We start from the raw sequence: 19,299 nt of genomic DNA on the forward strand, positions 1-19,299 counted from the left end.
GGCGAAAAAGGCAGCCATTATAGGCACGCGGGGAGCAAACAGAAACACGAGAGGTGAGATGGCTGACGGATAGAACGCCCGGCGGTCGCGGGTAGACATGTCCATACAAGCCATTACGGACACACAAAACAACTGTAGGAGTGAGCCTGCTCGCGATGAGGGCCTCCCAGTCACCATTTTTGTGACTGTCAGACCGCTATCGCGAGCAGGCTCACTCCTACAGGGGTACAGCGTTTTTACTTAGTGAAACAGTACCGCCGTCTTCTGCAGGGTTACCCACACACCCCACGCCAACGGAATACCGACCACCAGCCACGCAGCGATGGCCAGCGGCTTGCTGCCCGGTGCGGCTTTCCACTCAAGGACGGTGCTGGCATCAGCCCCCTTGTCGTGGCCCAGCGCCTGTTCGGCCGCCAGTTCAGCGTCGGTCATGAAGTACTTGTCAGCGACCGGGCGCACCATCAGGTTGCAGAGGAAGCCCAGCACCAGCAGGCCGGCGAGGATGTACAGGGTGATGTCGTAAGCGGCAGCGCGTTCAACGCCGATGCTCAACTGATACTCACGCAGGTAGTTCACCAGCACCGGACCCAGCACACCGGCAGCAGCCCAGGCCGTCAGCAGACGACCGTGGATCGCGCCGACCATTTGCGTACCGAACAGGTCCGCCAGATAGGCCGGTACCGTGGCGAAACCACCGCCGTACATCGACAGGATGATGCAGAAAGCCGCCACGAACAGCGCAACGTTACCCAGATGCCCCATGTTCGGAATCAGCGCGTACAGGGCAAAACCCAGAGCGAAGAACACGAAGTAAGTGTTTTTGCGGCCCAGGTAGTCCGAGAACGAAGCCCAGAAGAAGCGGCCACCGATGTTGAACAGGCTCAGCAGGCCGGTAAAACCGGCGGCAATTGCGGCGATCGAAGCCAGCTGACCGGCGTCGAGTTGACCGAACGGCACGTCAACGCCCAGCAGCTTGCCGCCGAACACTTCCTGCAGCAGCGGCGAAGCCATGCCGAGGATGCCGATACCGGCAGATACGTTCAGGCACAGCACCAGCCACACCAGACGGAATTGCGGGGTTTTCCACGCTACGTTCACATGCACGTGACGGTTGGTGATCATCGCGTTCGACGCTTTCTTCGCCGGCGCGGTCCAGCCTTCAGGCTTCCAGCCGGTTGGCGGCACGCGGTAGGACAGTGCGCCACCGATCATGAACACGAAGTAGATCGCGGCCATGGCCACAAAGCTCTGCCAAACGCCCACACCTTCAGCCGAAGCAAAGTGGCTCATCAGCGCAGTGGCCAACGGTGCGCCGACCATCGCGCCGCCCCCGAAGCCCATGATCGCCATGCCGGTCGCCATGCCGCGCTTGTCCGGGAACCACTTGATCAGGGTCGACACTGGCGAGATATAGCCCAGGCCCAGCCCGATACCACCGATCACCCCGGAGCCGATCCACATCAGCCAGATCTGATGGGTATAGATACCCAGCGCCGAGATCAACAGACCGCCGCACCAGCACAGGGCCGAAACCACGCCTGCCTTGCGTGGCCCGGCATGTTCCAGCCAGCCACCCCAGATCGCTGCCGAGCAGCCGAGGAAGATGAAGAACAGCGTGTAGATCCAGCCGAGCATGGAGATCGGCCAGTCGCAGTTCGAGGAAAATACCTGTGCGATGAAGCTCATGTCCGGTGCGCAAGCCACCGGAGCGGTAACGCCCAGTGCCTTGGACAACGGCAACCAGAACACCGAAAAGCCGTAGGCCATGCCGATGCACAGGTGAATGGCCAAAGCGGCCGGTGGAACCAGCCAGCGGTTGAAACCGGGCTTGGCGATGATGCGTTCCTTGGACAGGAACGCAGGCTGGTCGGCGCGCAGGCCGTCCGCCGTGATGCTCGTGCTCATTGTGTATCCCCCAATTGTTAGTATGGTTCGCCAGCCACTGCTCACCCTCGGCCTTATGCACGCAGGCATGACCGTTTTTTCAGGTGAAGCTCCTTGAAGGCGCGACGTTAAGTCGCAGACGGGCGGACGAACTGGCGAAGGTTACCACTCTCAGGTGACAGAAAAACCAAACTGATATCACCTTTTTTCAAGTCATCTGTTCTCGTACCACTCAGGAAACGACCATGCCGATCACCGTCCAGGTCCTACAAGACGCCAGTTATCAGGATCAGCAGGACTTGCAGAAGATCTATTGCGACGCGCCGCCATGGCTGTACGCACCGTTTTCCGGGGCGTGCGGACTGATCGAAAGCAGCCTCGCCGACGGCTCTCTGATCGCCGGAGGCTTCAACGATCGCTTGCTCGGTGCCGGGCGTCTGCTAAGGCACCACGACGTCTGGTACTTGTCCCATTTATGCGTACGAAAAGTTACCCGCCGTCGCGGAGTCGCCGAGCGGCTGGTGAACCAAGCGCAGGAAATGGCGTCGCAAGCGGGGGCCGAATTGCGCCTGCTCGCGCCTGCCGGGCAGGTCGAAGCGCAAGCCCTCGCGGCCAAACTCCACCTAACGCTGGACGTACTGGCAACAGGACGCCACAGCGAACCGGGCCATTGCAGCGCTATACTCCCCGGCTAAATTTACGAATTCGACTCACTACAAGGACTCGCCCATGAAAGCGTTCGGCAAAATCCTGGGTCTGGTGCTTCTCGGGTTGTTGCTGATCATCGTGGCGGCAGGCTTTGCCCTGACCCACCTCTTCGATCCCAACGACTACAAAGACGAGATCCGCCAGATAGCTCGCGACAAGGCCCACATCGAGCTGACGCTCAATGGCGATATCGGCTGGAGCCTGTTCCCCTGGCTCGGTCTTGAATTGCACGAGGCCAGCGTCGCCACCCTGGCCAAACCTGCCGAACCGTTCGCCGACCTGCAGATGCTCGGCTTGTCGGTGCGCGTGCTGCCGCTGCTGCGCCGCGAAGTGCAAATGAGCGATGTCCGCGTCGAGGGCCTGAACTTGCGCCTGAACCGCGACAAGAACGGTCACGGCAACTGGGAAGACATCGGCAAGGTGCCGGTTGCACCGGGCACAACCCCGCCGACCAAAACCGACGCGCCTACCAGCGAACCGACCGTTGCCGTGGAGAAACCGGCGCAGCCGATCCGCCTCGACATTGACAGCCTGACCGTCAACAACGCCCGCGTTGAATACACCGACGAGCTGACCGGCAAGCAATTCAGCGCCGAAAGCATCCAGCTGAGCACCGGCCCGGTTCACGACTCGACCAATATTCCGGTCAAAGCCACCGCGTTTCTCGGCACCAATCAGCCGGTGCTACGCGTACGCACCGAGCTCAGCGGCGAATTGCGTTTCGAGCGCGCCGTGCAGCGCTACAAATTCGAAGACTTGAAGTTGTCCGGTGAACTGGCCGGCGACCCGCTGCAAGGCAAGACCATGACCTTCGCCGCGCAAGGGCAGTTGTTGCTGGATAAAGCGGCGAACGTCGCCGAATGGACCGGCATCAAGATTTCCGCCAACCAGCTGCGCGCCCTGGGCGAACTGAAAGCCAACGACCTCGACAAGACGCCGCAGATCAGCGGTGGCATTTCGATTGCCCAGTTTGATCTGGCGAAATTTGTCGACAGCGTCGGGCAGACGCTGCCGGCCATGGCTGAGGGCAGCCTGAGCAAGGTTGAACTGGTCAGCCGCATTGCGGCAACGCCCAGCAGCATCGCCTTCGACAACATCAACCTGAAGCTCGACGACAGCAGCATCAGCGGCCGTATCGCCGTCGAAGATTTCGCCAAACAATCGTTGCGGATGATCCTCAAAGCCGACACCTTCAACGCCGACCGGTATCTGCCGCCGAAATCGGCACAGGCGAACAGCGCTACGCAAACACGTCAGGCCGAAGTTGCCAGCACCGAGGCCGGTGCCGTCGCAGGCACCACGCCGCTACCGGACAAACCGAGCAAAACCGCCTGGAGCACCGAGCGCCTGCTGCCGGTCGAGCGTCTGGCCAAGCTCGATGTAGACGCTGACCTTAGCTTCGGCCAACTGACCCTCGATAAGCTGCCGATCGGCAACGCCGCACTCAAGGCCAGCGGTCAGGGCGGCCTGCTGACGCTGACCAATCTCAGCGGCGACTTGTACAACGGTGGATTCGTCGCCAACGGCACACTCGACGTGCGCCCGAGCGCACCGGTGCTGAATCTGCAGACTCGACTCAATCGCGTGCCCGCAGAAAAGATCATCGAAAGCCAAGGCAAGAACCCGCCGGTCAAAGGCCTGGTGACACTTACCAGCAGCCTCTCCGGCAGCGGCAACAGCCAGCAAGCGCTGATCGACACGCTGAACGGCAACGCCAGTTTCGTCATCAACAACGGCGTGCTGCTCAATGCCAACCTTGAGCAGCAATTGTGCAAAGGCATCGCCACGCTCAATCGCAAAACCCTCAGCGGCGAGCCGCGCGGCAAGGACACGCCGTTCGAAGAGCTCAAGGGCAACCTGACGGTGCGCAACGGCGTCGCCAGCAACCCGGACCTGAAAGTGCGCATCCCCGGCATGACCGTCAACGGTGACGGCGACATCGACCTGCGCGTCCTCGGCATGGATTACCGCGTCGGCATCATCGTCGAAGGCGACACCAGCGCCATGCCTGACCCGGCCTGTCAGGTCGGCGAAAAATTCGTCGGCGTCGAATGGCCGCTGCGCTGCCGCGGCCCGCTGGAACTCGGCGCCAAGGCCTGCCGCATCGACAATGACCGCCTCGGTCAGGTCGCGAGCAAAATGGCCGGCGACAAGCTCAGCGAAAAGATCGACGAAAAACTGGGCGACAAAGTCAGCCCGGAACTGAAGAACGCATTGAAGGGGCTGTTCAAGCGATGACAGCGGAGCAGTTTTCCAGCGCGGTGCTCGATTGGTTCGACCGCCACGGCCGCCATGATCTGCCTTGGCAACAGAACATCAACCCGTATCGGGTATGGGTGTCGGAGATCATGTTGCAGCAGACCCAGGTCAGCACGGTGCTCAATTATTTTGATCGCTTCATGACCGCGCTGCCCACCGTTGAAGCGCTGGCCGCCGCACCGGAAGACGAAGTGCTGCATCTGTGGACCGGGCTGGGTTACTACACTCGCGCGCGCAATTTGCAGAAGACCGCGAAGATCGTCGTCAGCCAGTACGGCGGTGAGTTTCCACGCGACGTGGAAAAACTCACCGAATTGCCCGGCATCGGCCTGTCCACGGCAGGCGCCATCGCCAGCATCAGCATGGGCCTGCGCGCGCCGATCCTCGATGGCAACGTCAAACGCGTGCTGGCGCGCTTCACCGCGCAGGAGGGTTACCCCGGCGAGCCGAAGGTCGCCAAACAGCTGTGGGCCAACGCTGAGCGCTTCACCCCGCATGATCGGGTCAACGCCTACACCCAGGCGATGATGGATCTCGGCGCCACGCTCTGCACGCGCAGCAAACCGAGCTGCCTGCTGTGCCCGCTGGAGCGTGGCTGCGAAGCGCACATGCTGGGCCTGGAAACTCGCTATCCGATCCCCAAGCCGCGCAAAGCCATCCCGCAGAAGCGCACGCTGATGCCAATACTCGCCAACGGTGACGGCGCGATTCTGCTTTACCGCCGCCCTTCGACAGGCCTGTGGGGCGGCTTGTGGAGCCTGCCGGAGCTGGATGATCTGGAAGACCTGCAACATCTGGCCGACCAACACTCGCTGACCATGGGCCAGCAGCAGGCGCTGCCAAGCCTTGTCCACACCTTCAGCCATTTCCAGTTGTCCATCGAACCCTGGCTGGTTCAGGTGCAGGAGGCCGCCCATCACGTGGCCGAGGCCGACTGGCTCTGGTATAACCTCGCCACCCCGCCGCGCCTGGGCCTCGCCGCCCCGGTCAAGACCTTGCTCGAACGCGCGGCCGCCGTCTTGAATGCAGGAGTATCGCCATGACCCGCACCGTAATGTGCCGCAAGTACAAAGAACAACTCGAAGGCCTCGAGAAAGCACCGTTCCCCGGTGCCAAGGGCCAGGACATTTACGAAAACGTGTCCGCCAAGGCCTGGGGCGACTGGCAGAAACACCAGACCCTGTTGATCAACGAAAAGCGCCTGAACATGATGAACGCCGAAGACCGCAAATTCCTTCAGGGCGAAATGGAGAAGTACTTCTCCGGCGAGGAATACGCCAAGGCCGAAGGCTACGTGCCGCCATCCGAATAACCCGGGGTTTTCGTAAGCGACGGAATTAATTTAAGAAATTTTCAAAAAGTCGTTGACGTAAATCCGAAAAACCCTTTTAATGCGCCCCGTTGCCCAGATAGCTCAGTCGGTAGAGCAGGGGATTGAAAATCCCCGTGTCGGCGGTTCGATTCCGTCTCTGGGCACCAAATACCGAAAACCCTGAATCGCAAGATTCAGGGTTTTTTTATGCCTGCGATTTAGTCAGGGTAGTTTCCCGCCACTTGATCCGCGCTACCGTCACCGCCCCTTACGGAAGAGGGTTATCCCCGCGATGAACCAGAAACCAACGCGCGTACCCCTGCCCCATCCGCCGCAGCACCAGGAAAGTCTGGTGTCCAGAGGACTGGCAATCGTGATTTGCCTGTTTCTGATCGTTACCGGTGCGCTGTTGGGCTACTCAGCCATCGACGGCGTTATTCACGAGACGATCACCACCGCCACGCGCGGCGGGCCGGCCAAGGTCTACACCCTCGTCGAACAGCCGGGCGCGTACTGGTTTCATGTCGTACTTCAAGGTCTGTTCGGCGTCTTGCTGCTGGCCGCAGGCCTGGCGTGGCACAGACTGACGCGCCTCGACAAACCCGCAGCCAGAACCAAACGCAAATCGCCTTCGCGCTAACGGTTGTCCTCAAGCGTACGAAACGGACTACAGACCCTTGCCCGGCAAAGCGCTGCTCCTCGGCAACGTCCTGCAATGGCAATCTCTTCTTCCTGCGGACTTCACCGTCTCCCCCGACATACTCAAACGGCGACAATCGTCATGCTTTTGCGTCTGTTCACTCTGACGCGGAAGACCCGATGAGCCAGCTAAAACCTGCTGACACGCAAGACCCGAAAATCGATTCACTGCTGGGCGAACTGGGCGAGCCGATTCGCCAGGCGCGGCAAAAAGTGCTGCGAGCGGTTGATACGATTCAAGTGCAGACTCGCTGGCAGATCGGCCGGCATATTGTCGAGTTTGAGCAAAAAGGCGCTCAGCGGGCGGGTTATGGTCAACAGTTACTGGCGCTACTCGCGAAGGATCTGACGGGACAGTTCGGTAAGGGCTTTGATGAACGCAATCTGCGATATATGCGCAGCTTTTATCAATCTTTTCCAATTTGGAACGCAGTGCGTTCCGAATTGAGCTGGACCCATTACCGTCGCCTGCTACGCGTCGAAAGCGAGAAAGCGCGCCTGTGGTACATGAACGAATGTGCCGACCTCAACTGGTCAAGCCGCGCCCTTGATCGGCAAATCCTGACGCTCTACTACGAGCGCCTGCTCATGAGCCAGGACAAAACCGAAGTGGTCGAGGAAGCGACCACCAACATCAATGCGATGAAATGCAATCCACGGGAATTCATTCGCGATCCGGTCATGCTCGAATTCCTCGGCCTGCCCTCAGCAGGAAAGGTCAGGGAAAGCGGGCTCGAACAAGCTCTCATCGATCACCTGCAAGGCTTTCTGCTTGAGCTGTGCAAAGGCTTCTCCTTTGTCGCTCGGCAACAACGCATCAGCACTGACGGCGTTGATCTCTACATCGATCTGGTATTCTACAACTACCTGCTCAAGTGCTTCGTGATCATCGACCTCAAACGCGGCAAACTCAGCGCCCGCGACGTCGGGCAGATGGATATGTATGTGCGTATGTACGACGAGCTCAAGCGCAGCGAGGGCGACAAGCCGACTGTCGGCATCATTCTGAGCGCCGAGAGCAACGACTCGGTTGCGCGTTATTCGATGCTCAAGGGCAATGAGCAACTGTTCGCCAGCAGTTACAAAACGATATTGCCGAGCGAAGAAGAGTTACGCGCCGAACTGAACCGCGAACAGGCGCTGATTGAAGAACGCCTGCTCACACAATCCCCTGAATAAACCGGCTGGATTGTTCTCGGACAACGCTGAGACTATCGTTGGCAACTCTCCGCCGAGGTCGCGCGCCATGAGCAGTCAGCACACAACCGAACTGGACGATGCCGGATTGAGCCAACCGGTTCTGACTGCAAGCGAAGGTATTTCCTTCAAGGAAAACGCCGACGACGGCTATGCGCTCGGCGGCTTCACTTGGCGCCACACCTCGCCCGCCCCGCAACGCCCGGTGGTCATCATCAACGCCGCCACCTCTGTGCGTTGCCGTCACTATTCACGTTTCGCAGCCTATCTGTTCAGCCATGGCTTCGACGTGATGACCTACGACTATCGCGGCATCGGCGAATCGCGGCGCGCTTCGATCAAAGGCTTAAACGCGTCATGGACGGATTGGGGCGCGCTGGATTTCCAGGCGATGCTCAAACGTGCGCAGCGGGAGTTTCCCGGGCAGCCGATCGATGTGGTCGGCCATAGCTTCGGCGGTTGCGCGGCGGGACTGGCCGAATCCGGGAGAGCCATCCGACGGCTGGTCACCGTCGGCGCACAGTTTGCGTACTGGCGCGATTACGCTCCCGAGCAGCGCTGGCGCATGTTGGGCAAATGGCATGTGGTCATGCCTTTGCTGACGCTGCTCTGCGGCTATTTCCCCGGCAAGCGGCTCGGCTGGCTGGAAGACACGCCAAAGGGCGTTGTACGCGACTGGAGCACGCCTGCCGCGCGTTTCGAACAGCGCCCGAGCGGTCGCGCCCTATTGCAGAAAACTGGCGCCCTGCCCTTCGCCAACGTCCATGCACAAACTCTGGCCATCAGCATCAGCGACGACCCTTACGGCACGATCCCGGCCATCGAACGCCTGCTCGGCTACTTCAGCAACGCGACAAAAACCCACCTGCGTATCGAGCCGCAGGACATCGGCGAACACCAAGTCGGACATTTCGCCTTTTTTCGCAGCGCATACCAAGCCACACTATGGCCCATCGCTCTGACCTGGCTGCAGACCGGCGCACTCGCTCCCGACACACCCGGACGGCAAGTCCCGCGCAGCTGAGCCCTTCCCAACGCACGACGGAACACACCATGGCCTCCGCCAACAAGCAGCAAAAACGCGCCGCCCGGGCCAAGACCAAGGCCAAACAGAATCGCACCAAACGCGCCGAGGCGCCGGTCGAACTGGACCCGAACGACGACCGCATCGACTTCGAATCGGTGGACCTCACCGAGCTGTTCAAGAAAATGATCGATGCCGAGAAGATCAGCCAGCAAGCGATGTGCAGCGCATTCCTCGAAGACCCGCTGCTGGAACTGGTCTATGAGCAGGAAGGCGAAGAAGGCGCGATGGATTTCATCCTCGCCGCGCTGATCGAATATCGCCAGTGGTCGCAGGAAGCCGACGAGGCCGGCGCGCTGGCGTGGATCGAATCCCCGGCCTTCCAGGCCGACTATGTGGCCGCGTCCGACGCGATCGCCGCACAAACCCAACAGAAGAACTGAGTTCCCATGGCATCCCTGAACAAGCAACAGAAACGCGCCAAACGCGCCAAGGCCAAAGCCAAGCAAATCCGCATGGTCGGTCGCAAGCCGCTGGATCAGGACGAAGACCTCGGCCACCTCGCCGAGCCGATTCCGGAATACACCCTGGCGATGTTCAGCAAAATGCGCGACGCCGAAGCTGTCAGCCGCAACGAGATGCTGCTGACGCTGCTGCGCGAACTGGCCTTCATCATCGTCGACCATCCTGAACTGCTCGACATGGAAAACGCCGACAACGAAGGCATGGCCGCCACCCACCTGGCCGCCGACATGCTGATCGACTATCGCATGTGGGCCGACGGCATGACGATCGAAGAAGCCCAGGCCTGGCTGAGCGAACCGCAGTTCATCACCGATTTCGGGGTGGCGCTGGATGCTTATGGCAAATCGGTGGACTCGCCGGAAGAAAAGAGCGAATAAATCCTGCGCAGAAACAAAAACGGCCGCTCGTCATCCCTGACAGCGGCCGTTTTCACATCACGCGTTGTGACTCAGTTCAACACCACCGCACCACGCTTTTCCAGCTTGCGACGGCGCGATACCAGCAGGCCGGCAGCCACCACCAGCAAGCTCAGCAGGCCTGTGGCGAGGATTTCGACGCGGTGGGCTTCCTGGAACAACATGATGGTCAGGGCCGCGATGATGAAGATGATCACCGCGTAGGTCAGGCCCGGGAACAGCCACATGCTGAAAACGATGTTCTCGCCGCGCGCCACGCGTTGCTTGCGCATGCGCAGTTGCGAGAAGGCGATCACCAAGTAGACCAGCAGGGCGATGGCGCCAGAGCTGGCCAGCAGGAACTCGAACACCGCGGCCGGAGCGACGTAGTTGGCGAAGGTGCAGAGGAACGCTGCGCCGGTCGACAGCATCACCGCCCAGTAAGGCGTGCCGCTCTTGTTGGTGCGGGTCGACATGGCCGGGGCGTCGCCGCGCTTGCCGAGCGAGAACAGCATGCGCGACGAGGTGTACAGCGCCGAGTTCAGGCAGCTGGTCACCGCCACCAGCACGACGATGTCGACGATCATCTTGGCGTTCGGGATGCCCATGCGCTCCAGCACGGTCTGGTAGGAGCCGAGGTTGGCCAGCGTAGGATCGTTCCACGGCACCAGCGCCACGACGATGAAGATCGACACCAGATAGAACAGGCCGATCCGCCAGATCACCGAGTTGGTGGCCTTGGAGATCTGTTTGCCCGGGTCTTTCGATTCCGCCGCCGCGATGGTGACGATTTCGGTCCCCATGAACGAAAACATGGTGGTCAGGATCGCGCCCAACACAGCGCCCATGCCATTGGGCAGGAAGCCACCGCTGTCGAACAGATGCGAGACGCCGCTGACCTGGCTGGTCGGCAGGAAGCCGAAAATGGCAGCAAGGCCCAGAGCGATAAAACCGATGATTGCCAACACTTTGATCAAAGCGAACCAGAACTCGAACTCACCGTAGTTCTTCACGCTGAACAGGTTGGTCACGGTCAGCAGCAGGGTGATGACCAGGGCGAAAGCCCAGATATCCACGCCCGGGAACCACGCATGAAGGATGGTCGCTGCGGCGTTGGCTTCCAGTGGAATCACCAGCACCCAGAACCACCAGTACAACCAGCCGATGGTGAAACCGGCCCAATGACCGATCGCGCGGTCGGCGTAGGTCGAGAAAGAACCGGTGTCCGGCGAGGCCACGGCCATTTCGCCGAGCATGCGCATCACCAGCACCACCAACGTACCGGCCGCGGCGTAAGCCAGCAGCACGGCCGGGCCAGCGGCAGCGATGGCGTGGCCGGAGCCAACGAACAGACCGGCGCCGATCACACCGGCGATCGACAACATGGTCACATGACGCGGTTTGAGCCCCTGTTCGAGGCCATTGGAGCTTGGGGTACTGCTCATAGAGACTACCTTTGCAAGGAAAGCGGGCGCATCCGGCCGGTCTGAAAGTTCTTTCTCGTAAAAAGAATCCAACGGGCTGTTCCTTATTCTGCACGCAATATTTGCGCCAAAATGTTTCATACCCTTGGGCGCCGGGGACTTGCGAGCAATGCCGTGCTCGATGCAAGTCCTTGAGTTTAATGGCTATTCGCCAGAGCGTTACCCTGCGACTCACATTACAGGACGATTCCACGCACCAGAAACACACAGAAAAAGCCTGCGACGCACAGAAAAAGGGCGAAACAAGAACGTTCGGCCGGATAGCGCTTCCAACACCCCGCCAAAGCTGGCAACATCGCGCCTTTTTTTACGCGACACCCACGGGCGTGCTTGATCTAACACCCGTTCGGTTGTTGATGGGGCGACAGTCTGCTGCGCCGATGCGACACCCTGCCACAGGCCACCCGATTACCGCTCGTAGCGCTGTTGGCTGCCATTGAAACGCTATGCTAGCTTGGCCGCCTCGCCTGGAAGGCCCGCCAACAGCAGGAGCGCAACATATATGAGGAACGCACATGGCTGAGGCCACGCCCGCGCTGGAAATCCGCAACTTGCACAAACGCTACGGACAGCTTGAGGTGCTCAAAGGCATATCGCTGACCGCCCGCGATGGCGACGTGATCTCGATCCTCGGTTCCTCCGGTTCCGGCAAGTCCACTTTCCTGCGTTGCATCAATCTGCTGGAAAACCCGCACCAGGGCCAGATTCTGGTGGCCGGGGAAGAACTCAAGCTCAAAGCCGCGAAGAACGGCGAACTGGTTGCCGCCGACGGCAAACAGATCAATCGCCTGCGCTCCGAGATTGGTTTTGTATTTCAAAACTTTAATCTGTGGCCGCACATGAGCGTGCTCGACAACGTCATCGAAGCCCCGCGCCGCGTGCTCGGCCAGAGCAAAGCCGAAGCCATCGAAGTCGCCGAAGCGCTGCTGGCCAAGGTCGGCATCGCCGACAAGCGCCACGCCTACCCGGCGCAACTGTCCGGCGGTCAGCAACAACGCGCGGCCATCGCCCGCACATTGGCGATGCAGCCGAAGGTGATCCTGTTCGACGAGCCCACCTCCGCGCTTGACCCGGAAATGGTTCAGGAAGTACTTAGTGTCATCCGCGCATTGGCCGAAGAAGGCCGCACCATGCTGCTCGTGACCCACGAAATGGGCTTCGCCCGTCAGGTCTCCAGCGAAGTGGTGTTCCTTCATCAGGGCCTTATAGAAGAGCAAGGATCGCCACAGCAGGTGTTCGAAAACCCGCTTTCGGCGCGCTGCAAACAATTCATGTCCAGCAACCGCTAACGGAGCAACATGCATGCAGAATTTCAAAAAGGTCTTCCTGGCCGCCGCCGTCACCCTGGCGTTCAGCGCCGGAGCCATGGCTGAGACCCTGAAGATGGGCATCGAAGCGGCCTACCCGCCGTTCAACAACAAAGACGCCAGCGGTCAAGTGGTCGGCTTCGACAAGGAAATCGGCGACGCCCTGTGCGCGAAGATGAAAGTCGAGTGCAGCGTTGTCACTTCCGATTGGGACGGCATCATCCCCGCCCTGAATGCGAAGAAGTTCGACTTCCTGATCTCCTCGCTGTCGATCACCGAAGAGCGCAAGGGCGCGGTGGACTTCACCGACCCGTACTACTCGAACAAGCTGCAGTTCATCGCACCGAAAAACGTCGATTTCAAAACCGACAAGGACTCGCTCAAAGGCAAGACCATCGGTACCCAGCGTGCGACCCTGGCCGGTACCTGGCTGGAAGACACCTACGGTGACGACATCAAGGTCAGCCTCTACGACACCCAGGAAAACGCCTATCTCGACCTGACTTCCGGTCGTGTCGACGCGATCCTCGCCGACAAGTACGCCAACTACGACTGGCTGAAAACCGACGCTGGCAAGAACTACGAGTTCAAGGGCGACCCGGTCGTCGAGAGCGACAAGATCGGCATCGCCGTGCGCAAGGGTGACCCGCTGCGCGAGAAGCTGAACGCTGCACTGAAGGAAATCGTTGCTGACGGTACCTACAAGAAAATCAACGACAAGTACTTCCCGTTCAGCATCTATTGATCTGATCTGCGGGACCGGCGCCGTGCTACAGCGGCGTCGGCTTCCGACCTTGCCTGCCGCGATTTGAACAGAAATCCATGATTATCGACCTCTACGGATTCGGCCCGGCGCTTGCTGCCGGCGCGCTGATGACCGTCCAACTGGCCCTCACCGCCCTGTGCCTGGGCCTGGTGCTCGGCCTGCTCGGCGCCTTGGCCAAGACTTCCCCGTACAAGCCGCTGCAATGGCTTGGCGGCACTTACTCGACGCTGGTACGTGGCGTTCCGGAATTGCTCTGGGTGCTGTTGATCTACTTCGGTACGGTCAACCTGATGCGCGCCCTCGGCGAGTACTTCGGCAACCCCGACCTGCAACTCAATGCCTTCGCCGCCGGCGTGATCGCCCTGGGCCTGTGCTTCGGCGCCTACGCCACGGAAGTGTTTCGCGGCGCGATCCTCGCCATTCCCAAGGGCCATCGTGAGGCCGGCCAGGCCCTGGGCCTGTCGAAATGGCGGATCTTCACCCGCCTGATCATGCCGCAGATGTGGCGCATCGCCCTGCCCGGCCTGGGCAATCTGTTCATGATCCTGATGAAAGACACCGCACTGGTTTCCGTGATCGGCCTGGAAGAAATCATGCGTCACGCGCAGATCGGCGTGACCGTGTCGAAACAGCCGTTCACCTTTTATATGGTCGCGGCCGTCATGTATCTGGGCCTGACGGTGCTGGCGATGACCGGCATGCACTTCCTGGAAAAACGCGCCGCCCGCGGCTTTGCGAGGAGCGCTCAATGAACTGGGAAGTGATCATCAAGTGGCTGCCGAAACTGGCGCAAGGCGCAACCCTGACATTGGAGCTGGTCGCCATCGCGGTCATCGCCGGCCTGCTGCTCGCCATTCCGCTGGGCATCGCCCGCTCTTCGAAGCTGTGGTACGTGCGCTCGCTGCCTTACGCCTACATCTTCTTTTTCCGTGGCACGCCGCTGTTGGTGCAACTGTTCCTGGTTTATTACGGCCTGGCGCAGTTCGACGCGGTGCGTGAAAGCGCGTTGTGGCCATACCTGCGCGATCCGTTCTGGTGTGCGACCGTGACCATGACGCTGCACACGGCGGCGTACATTGCCGAAATCCTGCGCGGCGCGATTCAGGCGATTCCACCCGGCGAGATCGAAGCCGCGCGGGCCTTGGGCATGTCCATACCCAAAGCGATGTTCTACATCGTCCTGCCCCGTGCCGCGCGCATCGGCCTGCCGGCCTACAGCAACGAAGTGATCCTGATGCTCAAGGCCAGCGCGCTGGCGAGCACCGTGACCTTGCTCGAGCTGACCGGCATGGCGCGCACGATCATTGCCCGCACCTATTTGCCGGTGGAGATCTTCTTCGCCGCCGGCGTGTTCTATCTGGTCATGGCCTACGTGCTGGTGCGCAGCTTCAAGCTGCTGGAGCGTTGGCTGCGCGTCGATGCCTGCCAGGGCCGCTGAATCTTCCGACGTGCTGACGGGCGAGGCCCTACTCGCCCGCTTCACTGCGCTGGATGCTTTTTTGGTTGAGCATCAGGCGCTTTGGAAACCTCGTCCGTTCACTCATCTTTCGCTTCCTTGGGAAACGTCCTACCCCGAGTTGTCTTCGTGGCTACGCGGGCGCTCACTGGACGACGCAGAGAACGCTCATAACCAACCTGCTGACCTTGCCGATGCGCCTGAACCGTTCGCCTCATTGGCAAAGTTATCGGCGAAATTAAGCGCGGTCGGTTCGCTGCCGGGGCAAACGCTGGAAACCGCCGGCCACCGATTGAACGTCGATGTGCCGGGGCGCAAATGGCAGCAGATCGAGGCGTTTGCCAGCCGTTTGGCTTTTTCATCACAGCCGACACATTGGCTGGACTGGTGCTCGGGCAAAGGTCATCTGGGCCGGCGGTTGCTCAACGCAGGGCAGCAACTGACGTGTGTTGAGTACGATCCTGCGCTGGTCGCCAGCGGTCAGGCACTGAGTCAGCGTCACCATCTGCATGCTCTGCATATCGAGCAGGACGTGCTCGCAGCCGACGCATCCACCGTGTTGAACGCTGCCCAAACCCCCGTCGCGCTCCACGCTTGCGGCGATCTGCACGTCCGCTTGATGCAACTGGCCAGCGCGGCCGGGTGCCAGCAAATGGCGATTGCGCCGTGCTGCTACAACCGCACCGTTCACAGCGAATATCAGGCATTGTCCTCCTCCGGCCTGAGATCTTTCCTACGGTTATCGCTGGAAGATCTGTCCCTGCCGATGAGCGAAACTGTCACCGCCGGTGCACGAGTCCGACGCCAGCGCGACACGTCCATGGCGCGACGCCTGGCCTTCGACTTGCTGCAACGGCAGCTGCGTGGCGTCGACGAATACTTGCCCACTCCGTCACTGCCGAGCGCCTGGCTGGATAAACCGTTCGCCGACTATTGCCGCGATCTCGCCGCCCTCAAAGGCTTATCCACAGTCGACTCGATGGATTGGGAGAGTCTGGAAGCCGCCGGTTGGCAGCGTCTGGCCGAAGTTCGCAATCTGGAACTGCTGCGCGGACTATTCCGCCGACCGCTGGAGCTTTGGCTGAATCTGGATCGAGCGCTTTTTCTGGTCGAGCAAGGCTATGTCGTGCGACTGGGCATATTCTGCGAAACGTCGCTGACGCCGCGTAATCTGCTGCTCTTGGCCGAGCGCGGATAACAGCCCGCCAACCTGTGGATAACTCTGTTGATGAAATTTGCGTGGATCCAATACATCCGCCTGTTTCGACCCTTCTGCCGCTCTGGTCATTTTTTGTTCACATAAATAAAAAACCGGCAAAACAGCGATTTGCATACAAAATGAGAATGGCTGCTAGAAAACCGGCCTAAGCAGACAATCGAGGCTTCGCGTTGTGCATAAGCCGCCAATCAAAACGGCATAACCGCCGAATTTCGGGCATGCAAAGCGAATAATTGCGAGCATCCGCCAGCCTTGCTATACAAAGCTTCACCGCCTCGCCGGCACATGCCTGAATAATAAATCGACCGACAGGAAGCGACCGTGACGTTCATCTCCTATGCCCAGAACTTCGAAGACGTCCGCCTGTGGCGCGCGCTCAAGCAGTTCGAACACGGTTTCTACATCGACGTCGGCGCCAACGACCCGAACCACGACTCGGTCACCAAAGCGTTCTACGATCATGGATGGCACGGCATAAACGTCGAACCGATGCAGAATTACTACGACGCGCTCTGCCAGCAACGCCCGCGCGACACCACCGTGCAATGCATCGCCAGCGACCAGCCGGGCGCCGTAACCTTCTACGGCATCCCGGACACCGGCCTGTCCACCGCCGACCCCGTCGTTGCCCAACAACGCAAAGACCTCGGCATGAACGTCCACAGTCTCACGGTTGAAGCCCGCACCCTCACCTCGATCTGCGAACAACACGCCGCCGACCGGCCCATCCACTTCCTCAAGATCGACGTCGAAGGCCACGAAGAAACCGTCCTTCGCGGCATGGACTTCAGCCGCTTCCGCCCATGGATCATCCTGATCGAAACCCCATGGCTGCGCGATCACACCTGGGAACACTTGGTCACCGACGCCGGCTATCAGTCCGTCATGTTCGACGGCCTCAACACCTGGTTTCTCGCCGAGGAACACCTCAACCTCAAACCGGCGTTCGAGATCCCACCCTGCACCCTCGACAACTTCCAGCTCTGCCACGGCCACGCCCTCGCGCATCCGCTCAGCGTCGATACGCCCGACACCGCCAAACAGCTCGCCGACGCCCTGCACCGCGCCGAACAGGCTGAAAGCCAACTGCGTGCGCTGCAAAACAGCCGCACAGTGCGAGCGGTGCAGAAGCTGCGAAACGTACTGCGCAGAGCCTGATTTGTGACAACGCAAAAATAGTCTGAATTCAGGGGTTTACAGGATCTTCCCAATCGCTATAATCGTCGCCCACACGCCGGTATAGCTCAGTTGGTAGAGCAACTGACTTGTAATCAGTAGGTCCCGGGTTCGACTCCTGGTGCCGGCACCATACAAAACGAAGGCTCGCAGAAATGCGGGCCTTTGTTTTTTGTGCGAGACGTAATAAGCGACGTAATAAGCAGCCCGTCAGGCTCTCTGAGCGACCTTTGAGCGATATCTACCATGGATTGGAAGCAGTTCTGCGCAGCGATAGTTGGGTCACTTGCTTGGCCGACGACGGTTGTTATCGTCGTCGTATTGCTGAAATCACCATTGGCCAAGCTCATCCCGATGGTTCGATCGCTTAAATACAAAGACCTTCATATCGATTTGAGTGAAAAGCTCGAAGAGGTAAAGGATGGTTTAGAAGCGGGTAGCAAAGACAGCAACCAGCCAATGCAGCTTTCCGTAGGAGACCGCCTGTTAGAACTTGCCCGACTTGATCCTCGAGCAGCAGTGCTAAGCGCCTGGATAGATGTTGAGCGCGCGCTGACCGATTTAGCCAAGACGGTAGGTGTATCCGCCGACCAGCCCATCATGACCATCGCCAATGAGCTTCATGCTCGCGACGTACTGACGGAACTGGAGATGAAGACCTTTCGTGATTTGAGGCGCATTAGAAATGAAGCGGCGCACCTTCATTCGCTCATCTTTTTTGAAGAAGCGAAATCTATGGCGGAGATGTGTGAGTGGTTATCGCATCGCCTGCAGAAGGTCGACAAAGGCTATCCGGATGAGATGCGCGCTAAGAATTGATGAGCGTGTCCCCGTGAGCAAACGGAAGCGAGAGACGTATGTTCACTCCCGAGCCTACAGCCAAATCCGTTTTCTAGGTTGCCCCGTGGGAAACCAGTATTTTTGGTAAGTTTTTCCGGGATCGCTCTGAAACCCTTAAGACACAAGGCTTCTAGGTTGTTGGATTAGGTAAGTTTTAAGTAATATATAGATATAACATTACCTTTTAGCTAGGTCAGAAATCGAAAATAAAATACCTATATAAATCATATATTTAGCAAATAATTACTCCCCTCCTTACTTCCAGAAGCCAGTGCAAAGTAAGTGCTTAAAATCGCATCGCAAGCAGGCTCCAGCTGAGTCCTTACCTGTCCATACCTAAATTACTTGTTTCCCATGGGTCACCTGAAAAAAGGGCCTCAGAATCGAGCTCATGGCCGCTGGAAAAAGCATTGGGGTGTGCAGGTTTTTGTAGGGTTCTCTCTAACCCTTTTCGCTCAGGAGAAACCCTCCCTGTTCGCATTGATACCGGCGAGGATGGCGAAACGTGGTTCGTAGCAACCGACGTCTGTCGTGTTCTCGAAATTGCGAACCCAAGCGACGCATACAGTCGGCTGGATGACGACGAGAAGGGGACGCGCATTGTGCGCACCCTTGGTGGACCACAGCAGGTGGTGATGGTCAATGAGGCGGGCTTATACAACCTAGTGCTCTCAAGCAGAAAACCCCAAGCGAAACGATTCAAACGCTGGGTCACTCATGACGTCCTCCCATCACTGCGTAAAACCGGCAGCTATTCCCTCGGCGAGAAGCTCACGGTCAATCAGCAGATCAGCATGTCGAAGCATCGTCTTGGGCTGGTGAAAGAATTGATGCGCACCCGTAATCGAACTGTGCGTGATTTGCTCGGTATCGAGATCACGAAGCTGTCCACCGCAATGGGTTTGCCTGTACCGGATCTAGAAACCATCGGCAGTGTCGAGCCTCCCCAAGCCGACCTTGTTGCCGACTTCTGAGCCGCGCTTCTGCAGCTGGACTCCAAGGGTATTGCGTACAACCACTCCAAGGACTCGCAACTGGTCGCATTGAA

Annotated in this window: 19 protein-coding genes and 2 tRNA genes; 19 read left to right on the top strand and 2 right to left on the bottom strand. The window is 59.4% G+C overall.

What is annotated here, in order from left to right; translation table 11 throughout:
• Positions 1 to 240 precede the first annotated feature (240 nt).
• The gene (locus J3P93_RS25905) at positions 241 to 1,905 is read right to left on the bottom strand and encodes an OFA family MFS transporter (RefSeq protein WP_336356262.1); all 1,665 of its coding nucleotides are present in this window, start codon (positions 1,903 to 1,905) and stop codon (positions 241 to 243) included.
• A 224-nt stretch (positions 1,906 to 2,129) separates the two neighbouring features.
• On the opposite strand from J3P93_RS25905, the gene J3P93_RS25910 reads away from it, so the two are divergent.
• The 10 genes from J3P93_RS25910 to J3P93_RS25955 all read left to right on the top strand — a co-directional run bounded on the left by J3P93_RS25910 (position 2,130) and on the right by J3P93_RS25955 (position 9,985).
• Positions 2,130 to 2,579: an acetyl-CoA sensor PanZ family protein gene (locus J3P93_RS25910; RefSeq protein ID WP_434593334.1), complete on the top strand. Its 450-nt coding sequence runs from the start codon at positions 2,130 to 2,132 to the stop codon at positions 2,577 to 2,579.
• A 34-nt stretch (positions 2,580 to 2,613) separates the two neighbouring features.
• Positions 2,614 to 4,830: an AsmA family protein gene (locus tag J3P93_RS25915; RefSeq protein WP_434593337.1), complete on the top strand. Its 2,217-nt coding sequence runs from the start codon at positions 2,614 to 2,616 to the stop codon at positions 4,828 to 4,830.
• Positions 4,827 to 5,894 carry an A/G-specific adenine glycosylase gene (mutY, locus tag J3P93_RS25920; RefSeq protein WP_434593340.1) on the top strand — a complete coding sequence of 356 codons (1,068 nt, stop codon included), beginning with the start codon at positions 4,827 to 4,829 and terminating at the stop codon, positions 5,892 to 5,894. The genes J3P93_RS25915 and mutY overlap by 4 nt, the downstream gene beginning before the upstream one ends.
• Entirely contained in the window at positions 5,891 to 6,163 is a 273-nt protein-coding gene (locus J3P93_RS25925; RefSeq protein WP_093106010.1) for an oxidative damage protection protein, read from the top strand. Before mutY ends, J3P93_RS25925 begins: the two co-directional genes overlap by 4 nt.
• A gap of 91 nt (positions 6,164 to 6,254) precedes the next feature.
• A tRNA-Phe gene (locus J3P93_RS25930) sits at positions 6,255 to 6,330 on the top strand.
• 125 nt (positions 6,331 to 6,455) lie between these two features.
• Entirely contained in the window at positions 6,456 to 6,803 is a 348-nt protein-coding gene (locus tag J3P93_RS25935; protein ID WP_434593343.1) for a hypothetical protein, read from the top strand.
• A gap of 179 nt (positions 6,804 to 6,982) precedes the next feature.
• The gene (locus J3P93_RS25940) at positions 6,983 to 8,041 is read left to right on the top strand and encodes a PDDEXK nuclease domain-containing protein (protein WP_434598498.1); all 1,059 of its coding nucleotides are present in this window, start codon (positions 6,983 to 6,985) and stop codon (positions 8,039 to 8,041) included.
• A 67-nt stretch (positions 8,042 to 8,108) separates the two neighbouring features.
• Positions 8,109 to 9,083, top strand: coding sequence for an alpha/beta hydrolase family protein (locus tag J3P93_RS25945; protein ID WP_434593346.1), 975 nt, complete (start codon positions 8,109 to 8,111; stop codon positions 9,081 to 9,083).
• Between the two features lie 29 nt (positions 9,084 to 9,112).
• Positions 9,113 to 9,526, top strand: coding sequence for a hypothetical protein (locus J3P93_RS25950; protein WP_434593348.1), 414 nt, complete (start codon positions 9,113 to 9,115; stop codon positions 9,524 to 9,526).
• 6 nt (positions 9,527 to 9,532) lie between these two features.
• Complete coding sequence (locus J3P93_RS25955) at positions 9,533 to 9,985, top strand: hypothetical protein (RefSeq protein WP_208939123.1); 453 nt, start codon at positions 9,533 to 9,535, stop codon at positions 9,983 to 9,985.
• A gap of 71 nt (positions 9,986 to 10,056) precedes the next feature.
• Here the strand turns inward: J3P93_RS25955 and gabP are convergent, their stop codons facing one another.
• A complete protein-coding gene (gene gabP / locus J3P93_RS25960) occupies positions 10,057 to 11,448 on the bottom strand; it encodes a GABA permease (protein ID WP_203420352.1) in 1,392 nt (463 codons plus the stop codon).
• Between the two features lie 554 nt (positions 11,449 to 12,002).
• On the opposite strand from gabP, the gene J3P93_RS25965 reads away from it, so the two are divergent.
• From J3P93_RS25965 to J3P93_RS26005, 9 genes are all read left to right on the top strand, one after another.
• Positions 12,003 to 12,776: an ABC transporter ATP-binding protein gene (locus J3P93_RS25965; protein ID WP_039756564.1), complete on the top strand. Its 774-nt coding sequence runs from the start codon at positions 12,003 to 12,005 to the stop codon at positions 12,774 to 12,776.
• Positions 12,777 to 12,789: 13 nt separating this feature from the next.
• Entirely contained in the window at positions 12,790 to 13,539 is a 750-nt protein-coding gene (locus J3P93_RS25970) for an ABC transporter substrate-binding protein (RefSeq protein WP_434593353.1), read from the top strand.
• A gap of 77 nt (positions 13,540 to 13,616) precedes the next feature.
• Positions 13,617 to 14,312: an ABC transporter permease gene (locus tag J3P93_RS25975; RefSeq protein ID WP_090288376.1), complete on the top strand. Its 696-nt coding sequence runs from the start codon at positions 13,617 to 13,619 to the stop codon at positions 14,310 to 14,312.
• The gene (locus J3P93_RS25980) at positions 14,309 to 14,998 is read left to right on the top strand and encodes an ABC transporter permease (RefSeq protein WP_434593356.1); all 690 of its coding nucleotides are present in this window, start codon (positions 14,309 to 14,311) and stop codon (positions 14,996 to 14,998) included. The genes J3P93_RS25975 and J3P93_RS25980 overlap by 4 nt, the downstream gene beginning before the upstream one ends.
• The gene (locus J3P93_RS25985; RefSeq protein WP_434593358.1) at positions 14,979 to 16,214 is read left to right on the top strand and encodes a methyltransferase; all 1,236 of its coding nucleotides are present in this window, start codon (positions 14,979 to 14,981) and stop codon (positions 16,212 to 16,214) included. Before J3P93_RS25980 ends, J3P93_RS25985 begins: the two co-directional genes overlap by 20 nt.
• A gap of 342 nt (positions 16,215 to 16,556) precedes the next feature.
• On the top strand, positions 16,557 to 17,393 hold the full coding sequence (locus J3P93_RS25990; protein WP_434593361.1) for an FkbM family methyltransferase: 837 nt from the start codon (positions 16,557 to 16,559) through the stop codon (positions 17,391 to 17,393).
• Positions 17,394 to 17,468: 75 nt separating this feature from the next.
• Positions 17,469 to 17,544: transfer RNA gene (locus J3P93_RS25995), tRNA-Thr, on the top strand.
• Positions 17,545 to 17,657: 113 nt separating this feature from the next.
• Positions 17,658 to 18,230 (top strand): hypothetical protein, encoded by a 573-nt coding sequence (locus J3P93_RS26000; protein ID WP_434593363.1) that lies wholly within the window; start codon positions 17,658 to 17,660, stop codon positions 18,228 to 18,230.
• 431 nt (positions 18,231 to 18,661) lie between these two features.
• Positions 18,662 to 19,225 (top strand): BRO-N domain-containing protein, encoded by a 564-nt coding sequence (locus J3P93_RS26005; RefSeq protein WP_434593366.1) that lies wholly within the window; start codon positions 18,662 to 18,664, stop codon positions 19,223 to 19,225.
• Positions 19,226 to 19,299 lie beyond the last annotated feature (74 nt).

This window comes from Pseudomonas sp. R3-57, from assembly GCF_051132065.1.
Taxonomy (GTDB): domain Bacteria; phylum Pseudomonadota; class Gammaproteobacteria; order Pseudomonadales; family Pseudomonadaceae; genus Aquipseudomonas.

Excerpts from the sequence above, each read along its gene's own strand:
- J3P93_RS25910 (WP_434593334.1), top strand. The coding sequence starts at position 2,130 with ATGCCGATCACCGTCCAGGTCCTACAAGACGCCAGTTATCAGGATCAG.
- J3P93_RS25940 (WP_434598498.1), top strand. The coding sequence starts at position 6,983 with ATGAGCCAGCTAAAACCTGCTGACACGCAAGACCCGAAAATCGATTCA.
- J3P93_RS25915 (WP_434593337.1), top strand. The coding sequence starts at position 2,614 with ATGAAAGCGTTCGGCAAAATCCTGGGTCTGGTGCTTCTCGGGTTGTTG.
- J3P93_RS25945 (WP_434593346.1), top strand. The coding sequence starts at position 8,109 with ATGAGCAGTCAGCACACAACCGAACTGGACGATGCCGGATTGAGCCAA.
- J3P93_RS25980 (WP_434593356.1), top strand. The coding sequence starts at position 14,309 with ATGAACTGGGAAGTGATCATCAAGTGGCTGCCGAAACTGGCGCAAGGC.
- mutY (WP_434593340.1), top strand. The coding sequence starts at position 4,827 with ATGACAGCGGAGCAGTTTTCCAGCGCGGTGCTCGATTGGTTCGACCGC.
- gabP (WP_203420352.1), bottom strand. The coding sequence starts at position 11,448 with ATGAGCAGTACCCCAAGCTCCAATGGCCTCGAACAGGGGCTCAAACCG.
- J3P93_RS25950 (WP_434593348.1), top strand. The coding sequence starts at position 9,113 with ATGGCCTCCGCCAACAAGCAGCAAAAACGCGCCGCCCGGGCCAAGACC.
- J3P93_RS25925 (WP_093106010.1), top strand. The coding sequence starts at position 5,891 with ATGACCCGCACCGTAATGTGCCGCAAGTACAAAGAACAACTCGAAGGC.
- J3P93_RS25955 (WP_208939123.1), top strand. The coding sequence starts at position 9,533 with ATGGCATCCCTGAACAAGCAACAGAAACGCGCCAAACGCGCCAAGGCC.
- J3P93_RS25965 (WP_039756564.1), top strand. The coding sequence starts at position 12,003 with ATGGCTGAGGCCACGCCCGCGCTGGAAATCCGCAACTTGCACAAACGC.
- J3P93_RS25970 (WP_434593353.1), top strand. The coding sequence starts at position 12,790 with ATGCAGAATTTCAAAAAGGTCTTCCTGGCCGCCGCCGTCACCCTGGCG.
- J3P93_RS25975 (WP_090288376.1), top strand. The coding sequence starts at position 13,617 with ATGATTATCGACCTCTACGGATTCGGCCCGGCGCTTGCTGCCGGCGCG.
- J3P93_RS25985 (WP_434593358.1), top strand. The coding sequence starts at position 14,979 with ATGCCTGCCAGGGCCGCTGAATCTTCCGACGTGCTGACGGGCGAGGCC.
- J3P93_RS25905 (WP_336356262.1), bottom strand. The coding sequence starts at position 1,905 with ATGAGCACGAGCATCACGGCGGACGGCCTGCGCGCCGACCAGCCTGCG.
- J3P93_RS25935 (WP_434593343.1), top strand. The coding sequence starts at position 6,456 with ATGAACCAGAAACCAACGCGCGTACCCCTGCCCCATCCGCCGCAGCAC.
- J3P93_RS26000 (WP_434593363.1), top strand. The coding sequence starts at position 17,658 with ATGGATTGGAAGCAGTTCTGCGCAGCGATAGTTGGGTCACTTGCTTGG.